Genomic DNA, 25,255 nt, shown 5'->3' on the forward strand with positions numbered 1-25,255 from the left:
TAGTTGTCCTGCAATGTCAAATCATTTTCCCTGACGAAAATACGTTTGCTTTCTGCATCCTGCAGCGATTCATTCTACATTCAGCCCGAAGAGGGCGCGCGCGAAATCCTTGGCGATGAACGGGCGCAGATCGTCGACTCCCTCGCCGACGCCAATCCATTTCACCGGCATGGAAAGCTCCGATTTCAGGCCGATGATGACACCGCCCTTCGCCGTTCCGTCGAGCTTCGTCAGAACGATGCCCGTGATTGCCGCCGCTTTTTGGAAGAGATCTGCCTGACTGATCGCATTCTGCCCCGTCGTCGCATCGAGGACGAGCAGCGTCTCATGCGGCGCCTCAGCAATCTCACGCTGGATCACGCGATTGATCTTCTTCAGCTCTTCCATGAGGTTCGATTTCGTATGCAGACGCCCCGCCGTATCAATGATCAGGACGTCGATGCTGCGCGCCCTCGCCGCCTTGACCGCATCGAAAGCGACGGCGGCAGGATCGGAGCCTTCCTCGTGGCGAATGACAGGAACCCCCGTGCGATCACCCCAGATCTGCAGCTGATCGATAGCGGCAGCGCGGAAGGTATCGGCGGCAGCGAGCATAACCGACTTGCCCTGCTCCTTGTAGTAGGCGGCGAGCTTGCCGATCGTCGTCGTCTTGCCGACGCCGTTGACACCAATGACGAGGAGCACCGTAGGCCCTGCCGAAGCGATACGCGTTTCGTCCGAACCTGTTGAAAGGATTTCGGAAATCTTCTCAGCGAGGAAGGGCTTCAAATCTTCCGGCGTATTGATGTCTTTTTTCTTGATGCCCTTTCGTACATCTGCCATGAGTCTTTCTGTCGTCTTCACGCCGACATCGGACATGATCAGAGTTTCCTCCAGCTCATCGAGCAGATCGTCATCGATATCTGCATAGCCGATGATGAGTTTTTCAATCTTGTTCGTAAAGGTCTCGCGTGTCTTGGCAAGCCCCTTTTTCAATCGGTCAAAAAATCCCATAATACCTCCAATTTATCAACGTGCTCCCTCAAATCGCTTCGTCGAGGCGCACGGAAAGAACGCGCGACACGCCTGCATCCTCGATGGTGATGCCGTACATGAAATCAGCTGCTTCCATCGTCCCTTTTCGGTGCGTGACGACGATGAACTGCGTATTCTCAGCAAATTCACCGAGGAACTTGCCGAAACGAGCGACATTCGCCTCATCGAGCGGCGCATCGATCTCATCGAGCACGGAAAATGGCGCGGGACGGTAGCGTAAAAAAGAAAAGAGCAATGCGATGACCGTCAGGGCACGCTCACCGCCCGAAAGTACGGAGAGATTCTGGCGCTTCTTCGTCGGCAGCTGCACCTCAATTTCCACACCAGCATGGAGCACATCCTTCTCATCGGTCAGAAAAAGCTCCGCCTTGCCGCCGCCGAAGAGGCGCACGAATATGTCGGCAAAATAACCGCGAATCTCTTCGAACGCCGCCTTGAACTGGCGCGTCATCGTCACGTCCATCTCATGAATCATCGCCATGAGATTTTCGCGCGCTGCTTCGAGATCCGCCGCCTGCTTGCCCATGAACTCATGGCGCTCCACAAGCTCTTCATGCTCGCGTATGGCGTTGGGATTGACGGGACCGAGTTCTGCGAGCGCACGGGAGATGTCCTGCATCTTCTTCTTAAGCTCCGTGCCCGTCAGATCGAGCGCCTCTTCCGCTGCCGTTTCCCATGTATGCCCATACTGCTCTAAAAGCTCCACCTGCACCTGCTCAAGCTTCACATGCACCTCGGCGGCAGCAATTTCCATTTGATGCAGCTTGCCCTGCATCTCTGAGAGTCGTTGCCCTGCTACCCTCGCCGCCTTGTCATTCTCTTGGTTTTCCGCATGACGTTCGAGTTTTTCCTGATACTGCTTGTCGTAGGCGGCTTTTCCCTCGGCATGCTTTTCCTGCCACGCAGCAACCCGCGCGGCGATTTCCTCGCGCTTCGTGCCGCCGTTGCTCTGTTCTTCATCCAGCGCAATTTCTTCCTCGCGCGTTTTTTCCGCCTGCTCCTTCGCTCTCGTCTCTTCCTTCTCTTTTAGGAGCGCCTGCTCACGCGCACGGATTTTCTCCTGCTCAAGGACGGCGCGCTTTAGCTCCCGCTCGTTGATATACTTGCTGAGGTCGTCAGCATCCTGCTCAAGATCGTCGAGCTCTTCCTCGCTCTCCTTTGTCTCCCGCTCCATCTTCTCGTACAGGCGGCGCGCGGCCTTCGCCTGCTGCACGGCGTCATTCTTCTTCGCCTGCGCCTTGGAAAAGGTCATTTCAGCCTCTTCTGCAAGCTTCTTGAGCATCTCTCTCGCCTTTTCCTTCTCTTTTCGCGCCTCGGCGATGCGTTCATCCTTGACGCGCAGTTCCGCTGCATACACATCCTTTTGCTGCAAAGAGCGGGCAACAAATTCCAGCGCCTCGGCCATTTCCTTCGCCGCCTTGTCAAAAAGCGTGCGCTCTTTCAAAAGCGCAGCAAGCTTTTCTTCCGCGTCCCGCACGCTCTTTTCCAAGCGCTCGATCTCACCGCCGCGATTGAGAAAGCTCGTCTCCTGCCCTTGCCTGCCGCCGCCCGAAAGCGAGCCGCCGGGATTCAGCAATTCGCCGTCAAGCGTCACGATGCGCAGCCGCCACCCCATCTTCTTCTCGATGGCAAGACCGTGATCGAGCGTATCGACAACGAGCGTGCGGGCCAGCAGAAAGTCCACGACTTTTCGGTACTTCGCATCCGCACCGACCAGCTCATTGGCAAAGCCTATGGCGCCCGCTTCCCTCTTCGCCGCCTCATCCTGTGAGCGGCGCACGACGAGCGTCGAAAGCGGCAGGAACGTCACGCGTCCCAAACGTGCGCGTTTCAGAAAGGCGATGGCGGCCTTCGCCGTATCCGTATCCTCCGTCACGATGTTCTGCAGACTGCTGCCCAAGGCGACATCGACGGCGCGGATGTACTCATGCGGCACGGAAACAAGCTCGGCGACAGCGCCCGCGACGCCCTTCTGCCAAGGTTCTTTCGCCTGCAGTACAGCCTTCGGCGCGCGCGCGAAGCCTTCGTACGACGCCTGCATGTTGCGCAGGAACTTGAGCTTGTTCTCATCTGCGTGCAGCTCTTCTTTCGTACGATTCTCCGCATGAAGCAGCGTGCGGAGCTTCTCGTCCAAATGCTCCTTCTCTTGCGTCTTCTTCGTGCGTTCTTCTTCGAGCGTCCTGCGCTCTTCTTCGAGCCTGCGTCGCTCTTCGCCGATTGCCTTCGCCTCAGTCGTCAGAGCGTCAACTGCCGCTGTCGCTCTTTCCAGCTCATCGGCACGTTCCGTGCCGCTCGTCGAATACCGTTCCAACTCATGCTCAATGAGCAGAAGCTCATTTTCCCGCGCGAGCATGTCGCGCTGCGCTGCATCCTTCTTGTCCGCGAGCGTGCGATGCTTCTCCTTGACCTCGCGCAGCTTCTCGCCCAGAGCCTTGAGCGAGCCGCGATCCTTCGCTATGGCGGCATCGATCGCCGCATGCTTTTCAAGAAGCTCCTTTTCGACAGCAAAGAGCCGCTGCTTCTCAGCAGCAGCTTCTCCGGCAGTGCTCTCAAAATCCGCACGCTGTTGGAGAAGACGCGCCTTCAAGGCGTCATGCTGATGTGCTCGCTCCTCCAAGATGGCGATTTCGCTGTTTGCCTGCTCGATCTGCGTCCTCAGCGCGTTGTTCTTCTCCGCCTGCTCCTGCAGTTTTTCTTCCAGAACGAGGATCGCCTGATCGAGTTCTTCCTTCTTCACATCCAGCAAGCGCACCTGCGTCTCGACAGCCAGAGCCTCATCGCGCATCGCCTCGATCTTGCCCGCGCTGTCTGCACGCTCCTTCTTGAGCTGACCCTCACGCTGGAAAAGTTCCGTCAAGGCGCAGCGCCTGTAGACCGTCTGCAGATCATCGTGGCGGCGCGTCTTCTCTGCGCTCTCGGCAAGAGGTTCGAGTTGCCCTTCGATCTCCTGCATGATGTCGCTGACGCGCACGAGATTCCCCTGCATGTCTTCCAGCTTTCGCATCGACTCGCGCTTGCGGTTGCGGTACTTCGTGATGCCCGCCGTTTCTTCAAAATAAAGGCGACGCTCCTCAGGCTTGCTGTTCAGGATCTCATCGATGCGGTTCTGACCAATGACGCTCATGCCATCGCGCCCGAGTCCCGTATCGGCGAAAAGGTTGCTGATATCCTTCAGGCGACAGCGCGACTTATTGATGAAGAACTCGCTCTCGCCCGAGCGGAAAAGACGGCGCGTCACGACGACTTCGCGGTAATCAACGGGCATATCCCCTTCATTTTCAAAGAAGAGGGAGACTTCTGCAACGCCCATGGCACGCCGCGTCGCACTGCCCGTAAAGATGATGTCCTCGGCCTTCGAACCGCGCAGGGCGCGCACATTCTGCTCGCCGAGCACCCAGCGCACCGCATCTGTGACGTTGCTCTTGCCGCTGCCGTTCGGCCCGACAATCGCCGTAACGCCCGCATGGAACTCGATCTCGACTTTATCGGCAAACGATTTGAAGCCGTAGGCTTCGAGGCGTTTCAACTGCAAAACTTTTTCACCAGCCCATATTTCTTACATCGCCTCACTGGCGAAAACGTTCCCTGAACTCATCCGTCGTCGTGTACTCCTCCATGAAGGAAACGACCTTGCGTCCCGTCTCGCTCAGGCGCTTCTGCGGACTCCAGAAAAGATTGACCTGGATTTCCATCTCCGGCACAAGGGGACGACGTGCAAAGATCGTCTCGCTGCGCGTCACAAAATCCGGCAAAATCGATATGCCGAGGCTGTTCGCGACGAGCTGCTTGATCGTCTTGAGCTGCGACGTACAAAGCAAAATCTCGGGCGTAAAACCGTTTTCCACGCAGCTGCGATAAACCGTATCGTATTGATACGTATTCGGCTGCTGCATGATGAACTTCTCACGACGGAGATCGGCGACGGCCACATGCTCGCGCGCCGTCAGCGGGTGATCGAGCGGCAGACACAACTCCATCTTATCCTTGAGCACAGCCATCTCATTGCGGTGCGTCTTAACTGCAGGCGCAAGAACGACGCCGAAGTCGAGCAGCCCTTCCTCCACCTTCGCCCTGACCTCGACGGAATCGACGTATTCGCAAACATCGAGATTGATGTCGGGATGCGCCGCCGTAAACTTCGTAAAAAAGTCCGGAAAAAGATACGCCTCAAGCATCGGCGGCAGACCGAAGTGAACCGTCCGCCGAGCATCGGGGCGAAAACGCAGCATATCCTGCTCCGCACGTTCGACCGCCTGCATGATCTCCTCCGCATGAAGCAGAAATGCCCTTCCCTCCATCGTCAAAGACACACGCTTCTGCCGACGATCGACGAGCATCAGGCCAATCTCGGACTCCAACGATTTGATCGCCTTCGTGACAGACGGCTGGGAAACGTGGAGAGCCTCCGCCGTGCGCGTGAAGTTTTCGAGATGGGCGAGCGTGCAAAAATATTCCAATTGTCGAATTTCCAAGCTATTCCCTCCTCCAGTTCTCACTAGGTATTATACCATAACTGTGAGGAATCTTATAGAGAAAATTCCATAGGAACCGACATATCGTCATTAAAATCCTGACACGACATTTACCGCACGAGCGAAACAGGCGACAGCACCTGCGCTCCTTGACTATTGGTAAAAATGTCGGCGCGCACGCCGAAGACCTCAGCAAGCATCGCGACGTTCAGCACATCGTGCGGCGTTCCCGTGCTGAAAATCTGTCGATCCTTGATGACGGCGATCTCGTCCGCATACTGCAAAGCATGGTTGATGTCATGCAGCACCATGATGACGGTCATCGCATGCTCTCGATTGAGCCGCTTGATGATTTCCATGACTTCAAGCTGATGCGCAATGTCGAGGTATGTCGTCGGCTCATCGAGCAGCAGGTATTCGGGCTGGCGAGCCAACGCCATGGCGATCCAGGCGCGCTGACGCTCGCCGCCCGAAAGCGACATGACCTGACGGGTGCGCATCGCTTCCAGCCGCGTCTCGGCCAGCGCCTGTGCGACAGCCTCGCGATCCTCCTTCGAGCGGCCGATCGTGCGCCAACTGCGGTACGGATAGCGGCCATAGTCGACGAGAGCCTCCACCGTGAGATCGGGCGGAGCGGCAAGTCCCTGCGGCAGGATGGCGAGGCGCTTCGCCAACGATTTTCGCGGGATGGCATGGATGTCCGTACCGTCCAGCAGCACCTCGCCCTCATACTTGGGATTCAAGGCAGCAAGCACGCGCAGAAGCGTCGACTTTCCCGCGCCGTTCGGGCCGATGATCGCCGTGCGCTTGCCGACGGGAAATTCGACGTTCAGATTGTGCAGGATTGTTTTTCCTGCGAGCGCCACCGAAAGATGGCGAACCGTCACAGACATCAAAGTTCCCTCCTCAACAGAAACAAGAAGAACGGCGCACCGAGGACAGCCATGAGGATGCCGACGGGCAGTTCGACAGGCGCAAATGCCGTGCGTGCGAACGTATCGCTCAAAGTCACGACAGCCGCGCCCAAGAGCGCGGACGCGGGCAGAAGAAAGCGATAGTCCGAGCCGACCAGAAGCCGAGCCGCATGAGGCACGATGAGTCCGACAAAGCCCAAGAGTCCGACGACGGCAACGGCGCTCGCTGCCAGAAGAGCCGCGATCGCCGTAAGCAAAAGGCGCGTGACCTCGACGCGAAGGCCGAGACTCCGCGCGATCTCATCGCCCAGGAGCAGGATATTGAGCTTGCGCGAGAAGGCGAGGGCGAGCACGAGACCAACAATCGTATACGGGAAGATCATGTCAACCTGCGGCCAGCTGCGCGCCGACAGACCGCCTACCATCCACATCAAGGCGCCGTGCACGCGGTCGCTGTAAAAGATCATCAGGGCGGAGATGCCCGCGCCGAGAAAAGCCGAGACGGCGACGCCCGCCAGGATGATGCGGATCGGCCGGATGCCGTTCTTCCAAGCGAGCAAGTAGATGGCGACAGCGGCCGCCATCGCGCCGAGAAAGGCGGCGGGCGTCACGAAGGCCTCGTGCCCGGGAAAGACGAGCATGACAAAGATGCCCGCAAGTCCCGCCCCCGACGAGATGCCGATGATGTGCGGGTCGGCGAGGGGATTCTTCATGATCGCCTGCAAAATAGCGCCTGAAAGCGATAAATGGACGCCGACGAGCGCCGCCACGATCGTGCGCGGCAGACGGATATTCATGAGGATCTGCGCGTGTATACCCTCAACGCCCTCTGTGAGCGTCTGTCCTATTTCTGCTGCGGGAATTTCGACAGATCCTTTCATGATGCTCAAGACGAAGCCGACGCATGCCAAAGCGGCGAATACCGCCACGATGGATATTCGCCGCCTGAAAGCGCTGAATTTTGTTTCCGCACCTTCCGCACCGCTCATGGAAATACCTCAGGATAGATGAGCTTCGCCATCATCTCGAAGGCTTCAGGATAGTGCAGTCCGGGACTCAGAAGGAAGAGATCCTGCGGCAGGTAATAGAGTTTTCCCTGCTGAATTGCAGGAATGCTCTGCCACGCGGGACTTTCAGCGATCGTCTTTTCCATATTTTTCTTGATCTCATCCATCTTGCCCATGCTCGTGACAAAGATGATGTCCGGATTCTGCTCGACGAGAGTTTCCATGCTGTATGGCGCAGCATCGGGATTCTTCTCCAGCGGCGTCATACCGCTCGCCACGTTCTCCCAGCCGAGCATCTTGACGATGGAGCCTGCGATGCTGCCGTCGAGCTGCACGCTCAAGCCCTGCGACGTGCTGTGCAGGATGGCGACACGCTTCTTCTCCTTTGGCACGCGTGCAAGGACGCCCTGAATCTTCTCGTCCATCTCCTTGACAAGCGTCTCGCCCTTCTCCTTTTCTCCTGTGACCTGCGCAAAAATCCTGACCTCGCGCTTCACGTCCTCGTAGCTTTTCATGTCGATGACGATGGACGGAATCCCATTTGCCTCAAGCGTCGACAGGAGCTTTTCGTTCATGCCCTTATTGACGATGACGAGATCGGGCTGACAAGCGAGCACCTTCTCCACATCGATCTGGTAGACCTCGCCAACGCTTGCCTTGTCCTTGGCATAATCGGGCATCTTCGTCTTGGAATCCGGCCGGCCAACGACATCGCCGCCCACGGCATGAAGCGGCTCAAGGAACGATGCCGACAGCACGACGATGCGCTCCGGCTTCTTTCCAAGTGCGACCTCGCGCCCCATATCGTCCTTGATTACGGCAAAATTTGCGCCCTGTTCCGTCTTCGCCGCTTCCTTCGCACCGCATCCTGCAAGAATTGCAAGCATCACGACCAAAAGGGAAAGAGCAAACGCCCTATAAAAATTTCCGCACATGTTCAAGACCTCCTTCAAGCATTGCGTCGCGTCAGAATCGTCGACAGGTAATTGACCTTCTTATCCTTCTGCGCCTCGATATCATCGATGCGTTCCTCATCGGGCAGGCCGCAGCGGCTCACCATCACGGCATCCTTCGCCAAGCCGCTTTCGCTGAGCATATCAGCGATTTCGGGGAAGTTCTTGTATACCTTCATCAGGACGGCATTGTCCGTCACGGGCAGGATCTTGGCAATCTTCTCGGGCGAAGCCGTCGCCGGAATGATGGAAAGAATATCGTTTCCCTCGACGATCGGATAGCCGAGCTTGCTGCCAATGGCGCAGAACGCCGGAATCCCCGGAATCGTCTCGATCGTCACCGCTTCATGCTCAAGCAAACGATAGACATAGATGTAAGTGCTGTAAAACATCGGATCACCCAAGGTCAGGAACGCCACATTCTTTCCCGCCTCCAAGAGTGCGAGAATCTCTGCCTTGTTCTCCTCCCATGCTTTCGTGGACTCGGCAAAATTCGCAACCATCGGAAAGACCTGATAGACGATCTCGATATCCTTCTTCAAGTAAGGACGCGCGATGGAAAGCGCGACGCTACCGTCCTTCTTCTCCGTCTTGGGCGCGATGAGCACATCTGCCTTCTCCATCGCACGAATTGCCTTGACCGTCAAAAGCTCGGGGTCACCCGGTCCCACGCCAATGCCGAAAAATGTTCCCTTCATACCATACCTCCTATTGCTTCTACAAAAGAACCGCCCGAGCGGGCACAACTGCACCAGCTTCGAGCGGTTCATATTCGCCTCTGGGGGCAATTCCCTCTCGCCATTATATACCATTCCTTCAAGGAATGGCAAGGTCATGTTTAGGAGACTGCAGAGGCATCACAAACATTCATCTCTTGCCTATTTCGGCTCTTCCAAAAGGGCGAGCAATTCGTCGTAATCCTTCTTCAGCTTGTAGTATTCATCGGCAAGCTGCAAAGCGGCGAGCACGCCGATCTTCGTGCCCGAGAAACTGCGGGTCTTTTTGGCGACGTCGCGCATGTTATCATCCACGAGCTTGGCAAGCTGGCGCACATAGTCGGCAGGTTCATCGCTCTTGAGCGGATACACTTCGCCGAATATCTCAACGACTACCTTCTTCTTTTCCATCGTTTCACCCGCTGTCTCTTCAGGCGCGAAGCTCAGCGCCGCATTCTTTTTGGAGCGCCGCCAAGATCTTCGCTACGGCTTCGTCGGCTTCTTCATCCTTCAAGGTCTTGTCCGCCGACTGGAAGTCGACGCTGAATGCCATGCTCTTCTTGCCCTCGGCGACCTGCTCGCCCGTGTAAACGTCGAAGAGGTGCAGCTCCTTGAAGAACTTGCCCGCACTCTTTTCGATGGTGCGTGCGAGTTGCGCCGCGTCCGTCCGCTCGTCGACGAGCAGTGCGAGGTCGCGCGAGATCGCGGGGAAACGCGGCAGCGGCTCATAGCGGAAGTTCTTCGCGCGATACTTGAGCAAGGTCTCGACGTCCATCTCGAAGATGTATGCCTTCTTGTGGATGCCGAGCGCTTTCAGGACAGTGGGATGCACCTCGCCGAGCACGGCGATGACCTCCCTGCCCTTCTTGAAGAATGCCGTCTTCCCCGGATGCAGCGCGAAGTGTTCGCCGCTTTCCACCGTATAATTGGCGATGGAAAGACGCGCGAGGAGTTCTTCCACGACGCCCTTGACGTCGTAGAAGTCGACGGCTTCATTGTCCTGATTCCAGCCGATCGGATGACGCCTGCCTGCAAGAAGCCCTGCGAGCTTCATGATTTCCTCGGGCTGCTCCGTCACGGGCAGCTCCTTCGGCACAAAGATCGGCGCGACCTCGAAGAGGCGCAGATCTTCGTTCTTGCGCGAGAAGTTGCGCTGTGCGTTTTCCAAGAGGCTGGAAAGGAGCGTCGTGCGCACGAGCGGATATTCGTCCGTCAGCGGATTCATGATGGGCACGGCGCGGCGCAGGGCGCTCGCCTGCGGCACCTGCATCTTGTCGAACATGCTCGGATGCGTGAAGCTGAAAGACACTGTTTCCGTCATGCCGAGTCCTGTGAGAATCTCCTTGATGCGGCCGATGAATGCGAGCCGCTCGCTCTGGCGTCCCTGCACGGCTTCGCCGCGCGGGCGCGTCGCGGCAATCTTGTCGTAGCCGTGGATGCGCGCGACTTCTTCAGAGATGTCCTCCATCAAGGTCACATCGCTGCGCCACGAGGGCACGCATGCGATGTACGAGCTGCTCTCCTCGCGCACGGCGAAGCCGAGTTTTTCGAGGATGCGCTTCATCTCCGCACCTTCGATCTCAGTGCCGAGACGCGCATTGACTGCCTGTGCCGTGAACGTGACTTCCACTGGCTCTTTCGGCGCGGGATATACGTCGACGACGCCCGAGGCAACCGTGCAGGCGCCCATCTGCTGCAGGAGCTGCGCTGCACGATCGAGCGCACGCACCGTATGCGCGACGTCGACGCCGCGCTCGAAGCGCCCCGACGCCTCGGAGCGAAGGCCGAGGGCGCGACTCGTGCGGCGGATGCTCGCACCGTTGAACGCGGCGGCCTCTAGGACGACAGTCTGCGTCGCGTCGGTGACTTCCGATTCCAGACCGCCCATGACACCGGCAAGACCCGCGGCCTTTTCCGCATCGGCAATGACGAGTTCCGTTCCCTTGGCGCGGCGTGAGGAATCGTCGAGCGTATGAAGCTCCTCGCCTTTTGCCGCAAGCCGCGCCGTGAGCTTCTTCCCCGCGATCTGCGCCCAATCGTAGGCGTGCATGGGCTGGCCGAATTCCAACATGACGAAGTTCGTGACGTCGACGACATTGTTGATGGCGCGGATGCCTGCATCTTCCAGCCGCTTCGCCATCCATGCGGGCGACGGCGCGATCTTGACGTTCTGCAGGACGCGCGCGGAAAAGCGACTGCAAAGCTCGGGCGCCGCTATGCCGATCTCGATGAGGTCAGAAGCCTTGACGGAGGCGTCTTCTTCGACGCGAATCTCAGGGAACTTCGCCTCGCCTCCCGTGAGCACGGCGGCTTCGCGCACAAGCCCCAAGACACTGAAGCAGTCGCCGCGGTTCGCCGTAAGCTCGAATTCCAGGACGACGCCGTCGAGTCCCAACACCTTGCTCGCCGGAATCCCTACGGGCGTATCGGGCGGCAGGATGTAGATGCCGTCCTTTTGCTCCTCTGTCAGATTCGATTCATCGAGCTTCAGCTCGCCGGCGGAGCAAAGCATGCCGTTCGACACGATGCCGCGCAGTTTGCCCTTCGCAATCTTCAAGCCGTTTGGCAGATGTGCGCCGACGAGCGCAACGGGAACGATATCGCCTTCATGCACGTTGTCCGCGCCCGTCTGAATCGTGACGAGTTCCTTTTGCCCGACATTCATCTGGCAGACGAGAAGATGGTCGGAGTCGGGGTTCGGTTCAAGCTTTTCGATGCGTCCCGTGACGACCTTGTCCAGTCCGCTGTCCGCACGCACGACATTCTCCACGGGCACGCCCGCCATCGTGTATTTGTCGGCGAGTTCTTCCGCCGTCTCCTTGAAGTCTATATAGTCATGAAGCCATTCGATCGATACCTGCATGAAACTTTTCCTCCCCCTCAGAACTGATGCAAGAAACGCACATCGTTGTCATAGAAGAGCCGCAGATCGTCGATGCCGTAGGAAAGCATGGCGATGCGCTCGACCCCCATGCCGAAGGCGAAGCCCGCGACCTTCTCGGGATCGTAGCCGCTCATCTTGAGGACGTTCGGATGCACCATACCCGCACCGAGGATCTCTAGCCAGCCCGTGCCCTTGCAGACGCGGCAACCCTCACCGTGACACATGACGCACGAGATGTCAACCTCCGTGCTCGGCTCGGTGAATGGGAAGAAGCTCGGACGAAAGCGCACGCGAGCCTTTTCATCGAAAATCTGACGCAGGAAGTCTTCGAGCGTTCCCTTGAGGTCGGAGAAACGAATGCCCTTGTCGACGACAAGACCCTCGACTTGCGTGAACATCGGCGAATGCGTCGCGTCGTAATCGTCGCGGCGATAGACCCGGCCGGGAGCGATCATGCGGATCGGCGAATTCGGCTCGTGCGCCTGCATCGTGCGCGCCTGCACGGGAGAAGTATGCGTGCGCATGAGAATGTCCTCCGTGATGTAGAAGGAATCCTGCATATCGCGCGCCGGATGATCCTTGGGCAAGTTCAGCGCCTCGAAATTGTAGTGGTCACGTTCGATTTCCGGCCCCTCTTCGACGCTGTAGCCCATCGCCATGAAGATGCTCTTGATGCGCTCCATCGTGACCGTCAGAGGATGCAGATGCCCCAGAGGCTCGCGCCGCCCGGGAAGCGTCACGTCGATCTTCTCACCTTCAAGCTTCACGGCAAGCGCCTCTTCGGCAAGCGCCGCACGCTTCTTCTCCAACGCGCTTTCAATCGCCGCGCGCGCCTCATTGACGATCTGCCCGAGACGCGGTCTCTCCGCAGGGTCGAGCTTTCCCATGCCGCGTTGGATCGCCGTCAGCTCGCCCTTCTTGCCGAACACCTTGACGCGGATGCCGTCAAGCTCTGCGAGCGTCACGCCCGCCGCTTCGATGGCTGCGACGGCGTCCTCGCGAATCTTCGCTATCTTGCCTTCCATAGATGAAATGACCTCCCAAGCTGCAAAACGGCAAAGCAAAAACCTCCGCCCCCGCCAAGGGGCGAAGGTTCGTGTCGCCGCCCCCAAGCACTTCGGGGCATCGCGCCCAGCCGTTCACTATTGTTGCAATACTGATAAAAGTATATTACAGAAGGGAAGAAAAGGCAAATCTTTTACGGAAATTCGCCAGAAAGGCTAGAAATATGGTATACTATACGTTAAACGGAAAAATCATGAGCAAAGGAGCATGAAAAAAATATGCTATTAACCCGTAATTGCGTGGAGCTTCTCGCACCAGCCGGCACCTGGGATGCCCTCGTCGCGGCTGTCGAGGCGGGCGCGGATGCCGTCTATCTGGGCGGCAAGCACTTCAATATGCGCATGCACCACGGCGATACGAATTTCGACAACGAGATGCTGAAAAAAGCCGTCGACTTTACGCACGAACACGGCGTCAAGCTCTATATCACCTTGAACAATCTCATCAGCGAGGAAGAGCTTCCCGCCCTGCGCGAATATCTGCTCTACCTGCAGGAGATCCGCCCCGACGCGATCCTCGTGCAGGACTTCGCCGTGCTTGAGCTGAAAAAGGAACTGGGCATCGACATCCCGCTGCACACCTCGGTCATGATGAATACGCACAACGAGGCGGCGATTGAAAAACTCAAGGAATACGGCATCACGCGCATCGTTGTCGGGCGCGAGATGACGCTCTCTGAACTGAGCCTCTTCAAGGAACGCACGGGGCTCGAAGTCGAATACTTCATGCACGGCGACATGTGCATGTCCGAGAGCGGCCAGTGCATCCATTCGGGCGTGCTCTTCGGTCAGAGCGGCAACCGCGGCCGCTGTCTGAAGCCCTGCCGCTGGGCGTATGAGCTGATCGACGAGGAGACGGGCGAGGTCTTGGATGCCGAGAGCGAAGGCCCGTACAAGCTCGCTTTGAAGGACATGTGCATGTATCGCAACATCCCCGAGCTCATTCAGGCGGGCGTTCACTCCTTCAAGATCGAGGGACGCATGCGCCCGGCGGAGTTCATCCGCCGCATCGTGCGCACCTACCGCAAGGCGATTGACAGCTACATCGCCGATCCTTTCGGCTACCAAGTCGACGAAGCGGGCTGGCGCGACCTCTTCGACAACCGTGCGCGCGACTTCACGACGACGTTCGCCTTAGGGCCGACGACAGCACGCGACATCGGCTTTGACGGCACGCGCGAACCTCGCTTCTTCAGCGAGGCCGTGAAGGAGCCGGGCTTCCAGGACGACATTCTGAAGACGGAGCGCCCCATCGCACGCGAGAATGCGCCCCATCGCCGTCTCTCGGTGCGCGTCGGCGACATCGAAGGCGCACGCGCCGCCATCGAGAGCGGCGCCGATGCCGTCTACGTCGGCGGCGAAGCATTCCGCCCGAAGAAGCCGTGGCGGCTCACGGACATCGAATCCATCATCGAAACGGCGAATGAATCGGGCGCAAAGATCTTCGTCAATACACCGCGCACGACGATGCGCCGCGAATGCGGCGAACTTGAGCAATTCTTCACAGTGCTTGAACGCCTGCAGCCCGCCGGCATTCTCGTCAGCAACCTCGGCTCCCTGCGCCTCGCCCAGACGATCACGAGCCTGCCCGTGCAAGCTGATCTCTCGTTCAACCTTTTCAACCATCTCGCCGCAAAGTTCCTCAAGGAAAACGGTCTTGCCATGGCGGCATCCTCCTTCGAGCTTTCCTTCGAGCAGCTTCGAAGCCTCGTTGAGGCCTCGGAGCTTCCCATCGAAACGGTTGTGCACGGCTCTTACGAATCCATGATCCTCGATCACAATCTGCCCGAGATGTCCTTGGGCAGCTACGACCCGCTGAAGAATCCCGAATTTCTCGATCGCCGCTATGCACTGCGCGACAGGACGGGCGAGGTTCATTCCATCCGCATCGACCAGTTCGGGCGCAACCACCTCTACTTCGCGAAGGATCTGTGTCTTTATCCGTACCTTGAGAAGTTCAACGGCATCGCCTCCTACCGCATCGAGGCGCAGGACTACGCGCCTGCGCTTGTCGCTCTCGTCACGAAAACGTACCGCGAGGCGCTCGATGCGCTCTCACGCGGGGAAAAGGCCTTCGATGAATCCGCGCTCGCCGCACTCGCCGCGAAGAGTCCGCGCGCTTTCGGTCTCGGCATCTACCGTTTCCGCGAGTCGAAGGATTCGATCTAAAAAAGCGCGGATGAATCCAACACTCATTTCATCCACGCTCCCCCTAAGGAGGTCATTATTTGAAAGAATACATCGGCGCTGAAGCCATCCTCGAAAAGAAGAAGAAGTACATCATGCCCTGTCTCGGCCACTTCTACCGTGAGCCGCGCCAAATCGTGCGCGGCTCCATGCAGTACCTCTTCGACAGCGAGGGCAGGAAGTATCTCGACTGTTTCGCGGGTGTTTCCGTCATCAACTGCGGCCACTGCAATCCCGAGATTACGGAGAAGGTCACAAAGCAGGTCGAAACATTGCAGCATGTCTGCAACATCTACTTGACGGAGAACTTCGTGAACCTCGCCGAAAAACTTGCCGAGATCACGCCCGGCGACCTGCAGAAGAGCTTCTTCTGCTCGACGGGCACGGAAGCGACGGAGGGCGCTGCGCTGCTCGCGACCATTCACACGGGAAGCAGCGAGTTCATCGCACTCCGAAACGGTCTGCACGGGCGCACAAAGCTCACGATGAGCCTTACGGGCATCGGCATGTGGCGCACCGATCCGAACCCCGTCGGCGGCATCCAGTTCGCACCGAACCCGTACTGCTACCGCTGTCCGCTCGGCAAGACCCATCCCGAATGCGGCCTTGCCTGCGCCGATGAGGTCGAGACGATCATCCGGACGGCGACGAGCGGCAAACCCGCCGCCTTCATCGCCGAAAGCATTCAAGGCAACGCAGGCATCATCGTGCCGCCGGAAGGATACTTCCAGCGCGTCAAAGAAATCATCTCGTCCTACGGCGGTCTCTTCATCGCGGACGAGGTACAGACGGGATTTGCTCGCACGGGCAGGATGTTCGCCATCGAGCACGCGGGCGTCGTGCCCGACATCATGTGCGTCGCCAAGGCGCTCGGCAACGGACAGCCCATCTCCGCCTTCATCGCGAGTGCCAAGGTCGCTGACAGCTACACGAAGCCCGGCGCCTCAACCTTGGGAGGCAACCCCGTTTCGAGTACGGCAGGACTCGCTGTCCTCAACTACATCGAGGAGCATCACCTCGCCGAAAATGCCGAAGCGCGCGGCAAACAATTGCGCAAGGGACTCGCCGAAATTCAGAAGCGCCACCCGATCATCGGCGACATCCGCGGCCTCGGCCTTATGACGGGCGCAGAATTCGTCCACAGCGACAAGCGCCCCGCCCCTGAAGAGCTGGACACAGTGCTCGAAGAGCTCAAAGATCGCGGCTTCATCGTCGGCAAGAACGGCGTCGCCAGAAACGTCATGGCGTTCCAGCCGCCGCTCATCATCACGGAAGAGAATATCAACGACGTGCTCGACGCCCTTGAGCACGTGTTGGTGAAGTTCAAGTTGTAGAAACAGCAGTCTTCCACATAAAAAATCCCGCGAGTGCCAAAACTCGCGGGATTTTTTTACAGGAAAATCGCTCTCAAGCGCTGATATTTTCTTCTGTCGCTTTGTCTTCCTTCTCTTCGACAGCTTCTTCCGCATTGAGCGTCGGCTCTTCCGTCAACGTTTCCTCGGACTCAGCCGCCATTTCCTCGCCGTCGCCTTCGGGCGGCTCAGGCGCGGGCGGGTTCGGATCGACAACCGCAATGTTGCGGTAGCGTCCCATGCCTGTTCCTGCAGGAATCAGCTTGCCAATGATGACATTCTCTTTCAGACCGATCAAAGGATCGACCTTGCCCTTGATGGCGGCGTCCGTGAGAACGCGCGTCGTTTCCTGGAAGGAGGCTGCCGACAGGAAGGAATCCGTCGCGAGCGACGCCTTCGTGATGCCGAGGAGAATCGGCTTCGCGACGGCAGGCTCGCCGTCGGCCTCGATGGCGACGGCATTCGCCGCTTCAAAGGAGTTGATGTCGACGTATTCGCCGGGCAGGAAACTCGTCGTGCCCGCCTCCTCGATCTTCACCTTGTGCAGCATCTGACGCACCATGACTTCGATGTGCTTGTCGTTGATCTCAACACCCTGCGACTTGTAGACCTTCTGCACCTCGTAGACGAGGTAGCGCTGCGTATCGCGCAAACCGCAGACGCGCAGGATATCGTGCGGATTGATCGATCCTTCCGTCAGACGGTCGCCCGGCATGAGATGGTCGCCGTCGTGCAGGGCGAGGCGTGCACCGTAGGGAATCGCGTACTCGCGCGATTCGCCCGATTCGGGAACGATCAGGAGCTTTCTCATGCCCTTGCCCGTATCCGTGATCTCAACCGTTCCTTCGATCTCAGCGATGATCGCATGGTGCTTGGGCTTTCTCGCTTCAAACAGTTCTTCAACGCGCGGCAGACCCTGCGTAATGTCTTCACCCGCGACACCGCCTGTATGGAACGTGCGCATCGTGAGCTGCGTGCCCGGCTCGCCGATCGACTGCGCGGCAATCGTGCCGACAGCCTCACCGACCTCGACCTCCGTCTGGTTCGCGAGATCGCGTCCGTAGCATTTGACGCAGACGCCGAACTGCGATTTGCATGTCAAGACACTGCGGATGGACACGCGCTCGCGCACCGCCGCAATCTTCTTGGCAAGCGCCTCGTCGATCGCATCGTTGAGCGAAGCGACCTTCTCGCCCGTCTCGGGATTGAAGATGTCCTCTGCCAGCACGCGGCCTGTGATGCGATCCTCCAACGACTCAATGATGCCGTTGCCTTCCTTGATGGCTTCGACCTCGATGCCGCGCACATTGTTGTTGCGCACCTTGAGCTCCTTGGCGTCGCTCGCAAGGATGGCCTCGATCTGCTCTTCCGTCAAATCGACGGCGGCGGGAACGATCTCCGTGCCTTCGCTGTCTGTGACGGCATAGCGCGTTTCCTTGCCGAGCATTTCGTGAATCATAGCGTGCTTGATTTCCGCACGGCGCGCCTCGTCCGGCTCGCCAAGGGCAATCTTCTCCGAGACCATCGTGCTGCTGATGATGGCTTCGGAGGTCAGGGAAGAGCCGCGCAGGACAATCTCATGCACATCTTCCTCGGCAAGAAGTTCCAAATCGCCTTCCGTCAGCACCGTGTCCTTCGGCAGCAGCAGTTCATCCGTCGCAGGACTCATGATGTCCGCTGCCGTCAGGCGGCCGACGAGCTGCTCATCGAGGATCTCGATGGCGTCCGCCGCCGACTCCGCGAGGCGTGCTCGCTCACGCAGCAAGTTGATGCTCTCCACATCGCAGTCGTCCTCGCGCACGATGACGTCCTGTGCGACATCGACGAGACGGCGCGTGAGGTAGCCCGAGTCCGCCGTACGAAGAGCCGTATCGGCAAGACCCTTTCTCGCGCCGTGCGAGGAGATGAAGTAGTCGGAAACCGTAAGACCCTCGCGGAAGTTCGCCGTGATCGGCAGGTCGATGATCTTGCCCGACGGGTCGGCCATGAGGCCGCGCATGCCGGCGAGCTGACGCATCTGCTGCTTGTTGCCGCGCGCGCCCGAATCCGCCATCATGAAGATGGGGTTGAAGGCATCCATGTTGTCCATCATGGCGTCCGTCACATCGTCCGTCGCCTGCGTCCAAAGCGCGATGACCTTGTTGTAGCGCTCTTCGTCCGTGATCAAACCACGGCTGAACTGGCGCTCGATGCCGTTGACCTGTTTCTTCGTCGCCGCGAGGATGTCCTGCTTCTTCTCGGGCACGATGATGTCGGAAATCGCGACCGTCATGCCCGCAAGGCACGCATAGTGATAGCCGAGGTTCTTGACGTCGTCAATGACGACGGCCGTACGTGCTGCTCCGAAGTGGTCGAAGCAGTTTGCCACGAGCTTGCCGAGCTGCTTCTTGTCCATACGGATGCCGAGGCACCACTGCCCCGTCTCTTCATCCTTGTGGTAATAGCGAAGCTCCTGCGGCAGGATCTCGTTGAAGATCATGCGCCCGAGCGAAGTCTTGACAAGGCCGTATCCCTCGATGCGCGCCTGGATCTCCGCCTGCAGCGCAAGCTCCTGATGCTGATACATCAAAAGCGCTTCCTCGATGCCCGTGACGATCTTGCCTTCGCCTAGGGCGCCAGGACGCAGGATCGTCAGATAGTAGGAGCCGAGCACCATGTCCTGCGTCGGCACAATGATCGGTCTGCCGTCCTTCGGCGCAAGGATGTGGTTCGCGGCGAGCATGAGGATGCGCGCCTCTGCCTGCGCCTCTGCCGACAGCGGCAGATGAATCGCCATCTGATCGCCGTCGAAGTCGGCATTGTACGCCGTGCACGCGAGCGGATGGAGCTTCAGTGCACGGCCTTCCGTCAGCACAGGCTCAAACGCTTGGATGCCGAGACGATGCAGCGTCGGGGCACGGTTCAGGAGGACAGGATGCTCCTTGATGACCTCTTCGAGCATATCCCAGACCTCTGGGCGTGCGCGCTCAACCATGTGTTTGGCGCTCTTGATGTTCTGTGCGAGAGCGGAACTCACGAGCCGCTTCATGACGAAAGGCTTGAAGAGTTCGAGCGCCATCTCCTTCGGCAAACCGCACTGGTGGAGCTTTAGCTCAGGGCCGACGACAATAACGGAGCGTCCCGAGTAGTCGACGCGCTTGCCGAGAAGGTTCTGACGGAAGCGTCCCTGCTTGCCCTTGAGCATGTCGGAAAGCGACTTCAGCGGGCGGTTGCCCGGTCCCGTGACGGGGCGGCCGCGGCGGCCGTTGTCGATCAAAGCGTCGACGGCTTCCTGCAGCATGCGCTTCTCGTTGCGCACGATGATGTCCGGCGCACCGAGATCGAGGAGACGCTTCAAGCGGTTGTTGCGGTTGATGACGCGGCGATAGAGATCGTTCAAATCACTCGTTGCAAAGCGTCCGCCGTCGAGCTGCACCATGGGGCGAAGCTCAGGTGGAATGACGGGAACGGCGTCGAGCACCATCCATGAGGGCTGATTGCCCGACTTGCGGAATGCCTCGACGACTTCCAGGCGGCGGATCGCACGAATCTTGCGCTGTCCGCTGACCTCGCGCAAGTCTTTCCTGAGCTCCTCGTTCATCTTATCGAGATCGAGCTCCACAAGAAGCTCCTTCACGGCCTCAGCACCCATGCCGACGCGGAAGGCGCTGCCATACTTGGCGCGGTTATCGCGGTATTCGCTCTCCGTCAAGAGCTGCTTCTTGATGAGCGGCGTATCGCCTGGGTCAAGGACGATGTAGGAAGCGAAGTAGAGAACCTTTTCCAACGCGCGCGGGGAAATGTCCAAGATGAGTCCCATGCGGCTCGGTATGCCCTTGAAGTACCAGATATGGGAAACAGGAGCAGCAAGCTCAATGTGGCCCATGCGCTCGCGACGCACTTTGGCGCGCGTCACCTCGACGCCGCAGCGGTCGCAGACGACGCCCTTGAAGCGAATCCTCTTGTACTTGCCGCAGTGGCATTCCCAATCGTGCGTCGGTCCGAAGATGCGCTCGCAGAAGAGCCCGTCGCGCTCGGGTTTCAGCGTGCGGTAGTTGATCGTCTCCGGCTTCTTGACCTCACCATAGGACCACTCGCGGATCTTGTCCGGCGATGCCAGACCGATGCGCATCGAGTCAAATTCGTTTACATCCAACAACGAGGGTTCACTCCCTTCTACTTATCCGAGAAATCGTCATCGCTCATCACATCGTCCGCGATGTCATCCATCTCCCCCATAGTCTCGAAACTGCTGAAATCGGCAATGATCTCATCGCCGTTCAACTCCTCGGAGGATTCTTCCTCGGTTTCTTCACCCGCTTCAGCGTCCGCAGGCGGCTGTTCCTTATCTTTCTGCGCAGCGACTCCCGCGACGTCGAGGTCGAGTTCGTGCGCCGTCGCATTGATATCGTCGTCATCGTCGTGGATGACGATCTCCTGTGCGTCTTCCGTGAGTACCTTGATGTCAAGGCCAATGCTCTGCAGTTCCTTGATGAGCACCTTGAACGATTCGGGCACGCCAGGTTCCGGGATATTCTCGCCCTTGACGATGGCCTCGTACGTCTTGACGCGTCCGACGACGTCGTCGGACTTCACCGTGAGGATTTCCTGCAGGGTGTACGCCGCGCCGTAGGCCTCAAGCGCCCAGACCTCCATCTCACCGAAGCGCTGGCCACCGAACTGCGCCTTGCCGCCCAGTGGCTGCTGCGTGACGAGCGAGTACGGCCCCGTCGAACGCGCATGAATCTTGTCGTCGACGAGATGATGGAGCTTGAGCATGTAAACGCAGCCAACCGTCACACGATTTTCAAACGGCTCTCCCGTGCGTCCGTCGTAGAGGATTGTCTTGCCATCCTCGGGCAGTCCTGCGGCGCGAATCGTGCCGAACACTTCGGCGTCACCCGCGCCGTCGAAGACGGGCGTCGCGATGTGGATGCCCGCGACGTCCGGCTTCGGCACGCCATGCGTCTCGACATCGTAGCCGATCGAGCGCAGGCGCTCGCCCACCGTCGGGTCACCCGCCTTGATCTGCATGCCGAGGGCGCGCACCGCCATGCCCAGATGCGTTTCCAGGATCTGTCCGATGTTCATGCGTGAAGGCACGCCCAACGGGTTGAGCACGATATCGACCGGCGTGCCGTCCGGCAGGAATGGCATGTCCTCCTGACGCATGATGCGCGAGACGACGCCCTTGTTGCCGTGACGGCCGGACATCTTGTCACCGACCGAGATCTTGCGCTTCTGCGCGATGTAGACGCGCACGAGATGATTGACGCCCGGCGGCAGCTCGTCGTTGTTCTCACGGCTGAACGACTTGACGTCGACGATCTTTCCCGCTTCGCCGTGCGGCACGCGAAGCGATGTGTCGCGCACCTCGCGCGCCTTTTCGCCGAATATGGCCCGCAGCAGGCGTTCTTCCGCCGTCAGCTCCGTCTCGCCCTTCGGCGTGACCTTGCCGACGAGGATGTCGCCCGGCAGCACGTCGGCGCCGATGGAAATGACGCCGTTTTCATCGAGATCCTTCAGTGCATCGCCCGAAACGTTCGGGATGTCGCGCGTGATCTCTTCCGAACCGAGCTTTGTATCGCGCGCATCGCATTCGTATTCCTCGATGTGGATGGATGTGTAGAGGTCGCGCTTTACAAGGTTCTCCGAAAGGAGTATGGCATCCTCGTAGTTGTAACCTTCCCACGGCATGTAAGCGACGATGATATTGTAACCGAGCGCAAGCTCGCCGTGATCCGTCGCAGGACCGTCGGCGATCGGCTGCTTCTCGAAGACCTCCTCGCCCTTATGGACAATCGGCACCTGGTTGATGCATGTGCCCTGGTTCGAGCGCTGGTACTTCTGAAGTTTGTAAATGTCGAGATCGCCCTCGTGCGTGCGCACCTGAATCTGATCGGCCGTGACCTTCTCGATGACGCCCGCACGCTTCGCGAGAATCATGACGCCCGAGTCGCACGCCGCCTTGTACTCCATGCCCGTGCCGACGAGAGGCGCCTGCGTGCGCAGAAGCGGCACGGCCTGACGCTGCATGTTCGCTCCCATTAGGGCGCGGTTCGCATCGTCGTTTTCGAGGAACGGAATCATCGCCGTGGCGATGGAGACGACCTGCTTCGGTGAAACGTCCATGTAGTCGACGCGATCGCGCGCCACGAGAACCGTCTCCTCATTGTAACGCGCCGTGACGCGCTCGTTGACAAACCAGCCGTTTTCGTCGAGCGGTTCGTTCGCCTGCGCGATGACGATCTTGTTCTCCTCGTCTGCCGTCAGGTAGCGCACATCGTCCGTCACGCGGTGCGCCGCCTTGTCCACCTTGCGGTACGGCGTCTCCATGAAGCCGAACTGGTTGACGCGCGCGTAGTTCGACAGCGAACCAATGAGGCCAATGTTCGGACCTTCCGGCGTCTCGATCGGGCACATGCGTCCATAGTGGGAGTTGTGGACGTCTCGCACCTCGAAGCCTGCGCGCTCGCGCGAGAGACCGCCGGGGCCGAGCGCTGAGAGGCGGCGCTTGTGCGTAAGTTCCGACAGCGGATTGTGCTGATCCATGAACTGCGAGAGCTGAGACGAGCCAAAGAACTCCTTGATTGCCGCGACGACAGGACGAATGTTGATGAGCGCCTGCGGCGTGATGACGTCGACATCCTGGATCGTCATGCGTTCCTTGACCACGCGCTCCATGCGCGAAAGGCCGATGCGGAACTGGTTCTGCAAAAGTTCGCCGACGGAGCGCACGCGGCGATTGCCCAGATGATCGATGTCGTCCGTCGTACCGACGCCGTCCATGAGGTTCAGCAGATAGTTGATGGACGCCATGACGTCGTTGCACGTGATCGTGCGATGATTGTAAGGAAGCGTGCGCGAGCACAAAACCTTCATGCTCTTGCCGTCGCCCGTCTGCGTGCGCACAAAAAAGACGGCGGGCTTATCCTCGCCGAAAAGCGCATCCTCCTGCTCCGCTGTGATGTTTTCAAGCATCGCCTCGTCGACGGCGACGTCAGCCGGCACGACGACCTCGCCCGTATCCTTGTCCACGATGGGCTGCGCGAGCACCCTGCCGAGAATGCGGCGCTTCCAGCCCAGCTTCTTCGTCAGCTTGTAGCGACCGACCATCGCGAGATCGTAGCGCTTGGGATCGAAGAAAAGGCTGTCGAGGAGCTGCTGCGCATTGTCGACCGTCGGCGGCTCGCCGGGGCGCAGACGCTTGTAGATCTCGACGAGAGCCTCCTCCTTGGAGCTTGCGCCGTCGCGCTCCAGCGTTGCCTGGATGCGCTCATCGTAGTTGAACAGCTCGGCGATCGCACTGTTGGAGCTGTAGCCGAGCGCACGCACAAGGATGGTCACGGGCAGTTTCCTCGTGCGGTCGATGCGTACGGAAATGACGTCGTTCGCATCCGTTTCCAGCTCAATCCACGCGCCGCGGTTCGGAATGATCGTCGCGTTATAGAGCTTCTTGCCCGTGGTGTCGATCGTCTCACCGTAGTAAGCGCCCGGCGAACGCACGAGCTGGCTGACGATGACACGCTCCGCGCCGTTGATGATGAAGGTTCCTGTATCAGTCATGAGCGGAAAATCACCCATGAACACTTCCTGTTCCTTGATTTCGCCCGTCTCGCGATTGATCAGGCGCACGTTGACGCGCAGCGGCGCTGCGAGCGTAACGTCCCTCTCCTTGCACTCATCAAGCTCGTACTTCGGCTCGCCGAGCGAGAAGTCTTCAAAGGACAGCACAAGATTTCCAGTAAAATCTTGAATCGGTGAAATATCCTGGAAGATCTCCCGCAGGCCCTCCTTCAAGAACCATTCGTAGGAGTTCCTCTGAATATCCAAAAGATGCGGCATATCCATGACTTCCTTGATCCTTGCATAGGTATACCTGTTTCTCTTGCCCACCGGCACAGGACTAAACATTAAATCCCTCACCCCTTAGCCAAATATCGGTCTATAACCAAAAGCACGCAAAAAAGACAACGAAGGACAGGAAAGCCAAAAAAAGACAAGGCATAAAACTGTCGCTTGATACCTTGTCCGCTCTCTCCCATCTTGCTCGCTATCATTCGGGAAGCGCTGATAAATGCAGCGATTCCTTTACGTTTATTCAGTTCTCATGCGTCCAACAATGCGTTAAACGCGCAAATGCGCATAGTTGGAATAACATACACGCTGTAATAAGTGATTCTAGCATGGGATTATCCAATATTCAATGGGTCTTTTCTCCCTTAAGAAAATTTTTCACAGATTTATTCACGATAGGCGATCGCATTCTCCTCGCACCAATCACGCGCAAGCGCGAGAAGACTCGACGAAAGATGTGCCTGCCAGGCTGCCGCCAAGGAAAGGCTCTGCACCGCACGTCGAAAGCGCAGCCGGGCAGAAGCGCCGCGCAGGGTTTCCTCAAGGGCAACACGCGCCTCCTGAGGCACCTTTTCTGCAAAAGTCTGCATGATGGAGCGAATCTCTGCATCGTAGATGTCGGGCAGCGGCACATAGCGCTGCCAATCCTCCTCAATGGAAAGCAGCCGTTCCATGCGCACTTCCTCCCGAGACGTCGCTTCGGCTCGCGCGTCGGATTCGTCTTCTCCCATCAAGATGATGCGCCCATCACGCGTATCGGCATAGCCCTGCAATACATCTGTCTTTTCCAGTGCAGCGGCCAGCTCCTGCAAAGAGATTTCCAACAATCTCCCTC

General features: G+C 58.6%; 15 protein-coding genes. 2 read left to right on the plus strand and 13 right to left on the minus strand.

Annotated elements, in window-relative coordinates; genetic code table 11:
- Positions 1–69: 69 nt before the first annotated feature.
- The 10 genes from ftsY to pheS form a co-directional block, all read right to left on the minus strand.
- Positions 70–993 (minus strand): signal recognition particle-docking protein FtsY, encoded by a 924-nt coding sequence (ftsY, locus tag OL236_RS05405; RefSeq protein WP_265071620.1) that lies wholly within the window; start codon positions 991–993, stop codon positions 70–72.
- Between the two features lie 28 nt (positions 994–1,021).
- Positions 1,022–4,567, minus strand: coding sequence for a chromosome segregation protein SMC (smc, locus tag OL236_RS05410; RefSeq protein WP_265071621.1), 3,546 nt, complete (start codon positions 4,565–4,567; stop codon positions 1,022–1,024).
- Positions 4,568–4,601: 34 nt separating this feature from the next.
- The gene (locus tag OL236_RS05415) at positions 4,602–5,507 is read right to left on the minus strand and encodes a LysR family transcriptional regulator (protein ID WP_264919106.1); all 906 of its coding nucleotides are present in this window, start codon (positions 5,505–5,507) and stop codon (positions 4,602–4,604) included.
- A 110-nt stretch (positions 5,508–5,617) separates the two neighbouring features.
- Positions 5,618–6,400, minus strand: a complete 783-nt coding sequence (locus OL236_RS05420; RefSeq protein ID WP_009646216.1) for an ABC transporter ATP-binding protein — start codon at positions 6,398–6,400, stop codon at positions 5,618–5,620.
- Entirely contained in the window at positions 6,400–7,410 is a 1,011-nt protein-coding gene (locus OL236_RS05425; protein WP_265071622.1) for a FecCD family ABC transporter permease, read from the minus strand. Before OL236_RS05425 ends, OL236_RS05420 begins: the two co-directional genes overlap by 1 nt.
- Positions 7,407–8,363: an ABC transporter substrate-binding protein gene (locus tag OL236_RS05430; RefSeq protein ID WP_265071623.1), complete on the minus strand. Its 957-nt coding sequence runs from the start codon at positions 8,361–8,363 to the stop codon at positions 7,407–7,409. Before OL236_RS05430 ends, OL236_RS05425 begins: the two co-directional genes overlap by 4 nt.
- A 14-nt stretch (positions 8,364–8,377) precedes the next feature.
- Positions 8,378–9,079 carry a precorrin-2 C(20)-methyltransferase gene (gene cobI / locus OL236_RS05435; protein ID WP_264919604.1) on the minus strand — a complete coding sequence of 234 codons (702 nt, stop codon included), beginning with the start codon at positions 9,077–9,079 and terminating at the stop codon, positions 8,378–8,380.
- Positions 9,080–9,259: 180 nt separating this feature from the next.
- Positions 9,260–9,508: a cell division protein ZapA gene (locus OL236_RS05440; RefSeq protein WP_009646223.1), complete on the minus strand. Its 249-nt coding sequence runs from the start codon at positions 9,506–9,508 to the stop codon at positions 9,260–9,262.
- Between the two features lie 19 nt (positions 9,509–9,527).
- Entirely contained in the window at positions 9,528–11,960 is a 2,433-nt protein-coding gene (pheT, locus tag OL236_RS05445) for a phenylalanine--tRNA ligase subunit beta (protein WP_265071624.1), read from the minus strand.
- A 17-nt stretch (positions 11,961–11,977) separates the two neighbouring features.
- Positions 11,978–13,006 carry a phenylalanine--tRNA ligase subunit alpha gene (gene pheS, locus OL236_RS05450; protein ID WP_265071625.1) on the minus strand — a complete coding sequence of 343 codons (1,029 nt, stop codon included), beginning with the start codon at positions 13,004–13,006 and terminating at the stop codon, positions 11,978–11,980.
- Between the two features lie 258 nt (positions 13,007–13,264).
- Here pheS and OL236_RS05455 point away from each other — a divergent pair, with 258 nt between their 5' ends.
- Complete coding sequence (locus OL236_RS05455; RefSeq protein ID WP_265071626.1) at positions 13,265–15,214, plus strand: peptidase U32 family protein; 1,950 nt, start codon at positions 13,265–13,267, stop codon at positions 15,212–15,214.
- Between the two features lie 113 nt (positions 15,215–15,327).
- Positions 15,328–16,566 (plus strand): aspartate aminotransferase family protein, encoded by a 1,239-nt coding sequence (locus OL236_RS05460; RefSeq protein ID WP_265071792.1) that lies wholly within the window; start codon positions 15,328–15,330, stop codon positions 16,564–16,566.
- A 73-nt stretch (positions 16,567–16,639) separates the two neighbouring features.
- Here the strand turns inward: OL236_RS05460 and rpoC are convergent, their stop codons facing one another.
- From rpoC to OL236_RS05475, 3 genes are all read right to left on the minus strand, one after another.
- Complete coding sequence (rpoC, locus tag OL236_RS05465) at positions 16,640–20,695, minus strand: DNA-directed RNA polymerase subunit beta' (protein ID WP_232208240.1); 4,056 nt, start codon at positions 20,693–20,695, stop codon at positions 16,640–16,642.
- Between the two features lie 44 nt (positions 20,696–20,739).
- Positions 20,740–24,477: a DNA-directed RNA polymerase subunit beta gene (gene rpoB / locus OL236_RS05470; protein ID WP_265071627.1), complete on the minus strand. Its 3,738-nt coding sequence runs from the start codon at positions 24,475–24,477 to the stop codon at positions 20,740–20,742.
- A 329-nt stretch (positions 24,478–24,806) separates the two neighbouring features.
- On the minus strand, positions 24,807–25,244 hold the full coding sequence (locus tag OL236_RS05475; RefSeq protein WP_265071628.1) for a UPF0158 family protein: 438 nt from the start codon (positions 25,242–25,244) through the stop codon (positions 24,807–24,809).
- Between the last annotated feature and the right edge of the window lie 11 nt (positions 25,245–25,255).

Origin of the sequence: Selenomonas sputigena (assembly GCF_026015965.1) — a bacterium.
Taxonomy (GTDB): domain Bacteria; phylum Bacillota; class Negativicutes; order Selenomonadales; family Selenomonadaceae; genus Selenomonas.

Coding starts and splice junctions, on each gene's coding strand:
- OL236_RS05440 (WP_009646223.1), bottom strand. CDS start 9,508: ATGGAAAAGAAGAAGGTAGTCGTTGAGATATTCGGCGAAGTGTATCCG.
- cobI (WP_264919604.1), bottom strand. CDS start 9,079: ATGAAGGGAACATTTTTCGGCATTGGCGTGGGACCGGGTGACCCCGAG.
- OL236_RS05430 (WP_265071623.1), bottom strand. CDS start 8,363: ATGTGCGGAAATTTTTATAGGGCGTTTGCTCTTTCCCTTTTGGTCGTG.
- ftsY (WP_265071620.1), bottom strand. CDS start 993: ATGGGATTTTTTGACCGATTGAAAAAGGGGCTTGCCAAGACACGCGAG.
- pheT (WP_265071624.1), bottom strand. CDS start 11,960: ATGCAGGTATCGATCGAATGGCTTCATGACTATATAGACTTCAAGGAG.
- OL236_RS05455 (WP_265071626.1), top strand. CDS start 13,265: ATGCTATTAACCCGTAATTGCGTGGAGCTTCTCGCACCAGCCGGCACC.
- rpoB (WP_265071627.1), bottom strand. CDS start 24,477: ATGTTTAGTCCTGTGCCGGTGGGCAAGAGAAACAGGTATACCTATGCA.
- OL236_RS05420 (WP_009646216.1), bottom strand. CDS start 6,400: ATGTCTGTGACGGTTCGCCATCTTTCGGTGGCGCTCGCAGGAAAAACA.
- OL236_RS05460 (WP_265071792.1), top strand. CDS start 15,328: ATGCCCTGTCTCGGCCACTTCTACCGTGAGCCGCGCCAAATCGTGCGC.
- OL236_RS05425 (WP_265071622.1), bottom strand. CDS start 7,410: ATGAGCGGTGCGGAAGGTGCGGAAACAAAATTCAGCGCTTTCAGGCGG.
- pheS (WP_265071625.1), bottom strand. CDS start 13,006: ATGGAAGGCAAGATAGCGAAGATTCGCGAGGACGCCGTCGCAGCCATC.
- rpoC (WP_232208240.1), bottom strand. CDS start 20,695: ATGCGCATCGGTCTGGCATCGCCGGACAAGATCCGCGAGTGGTCCTAT.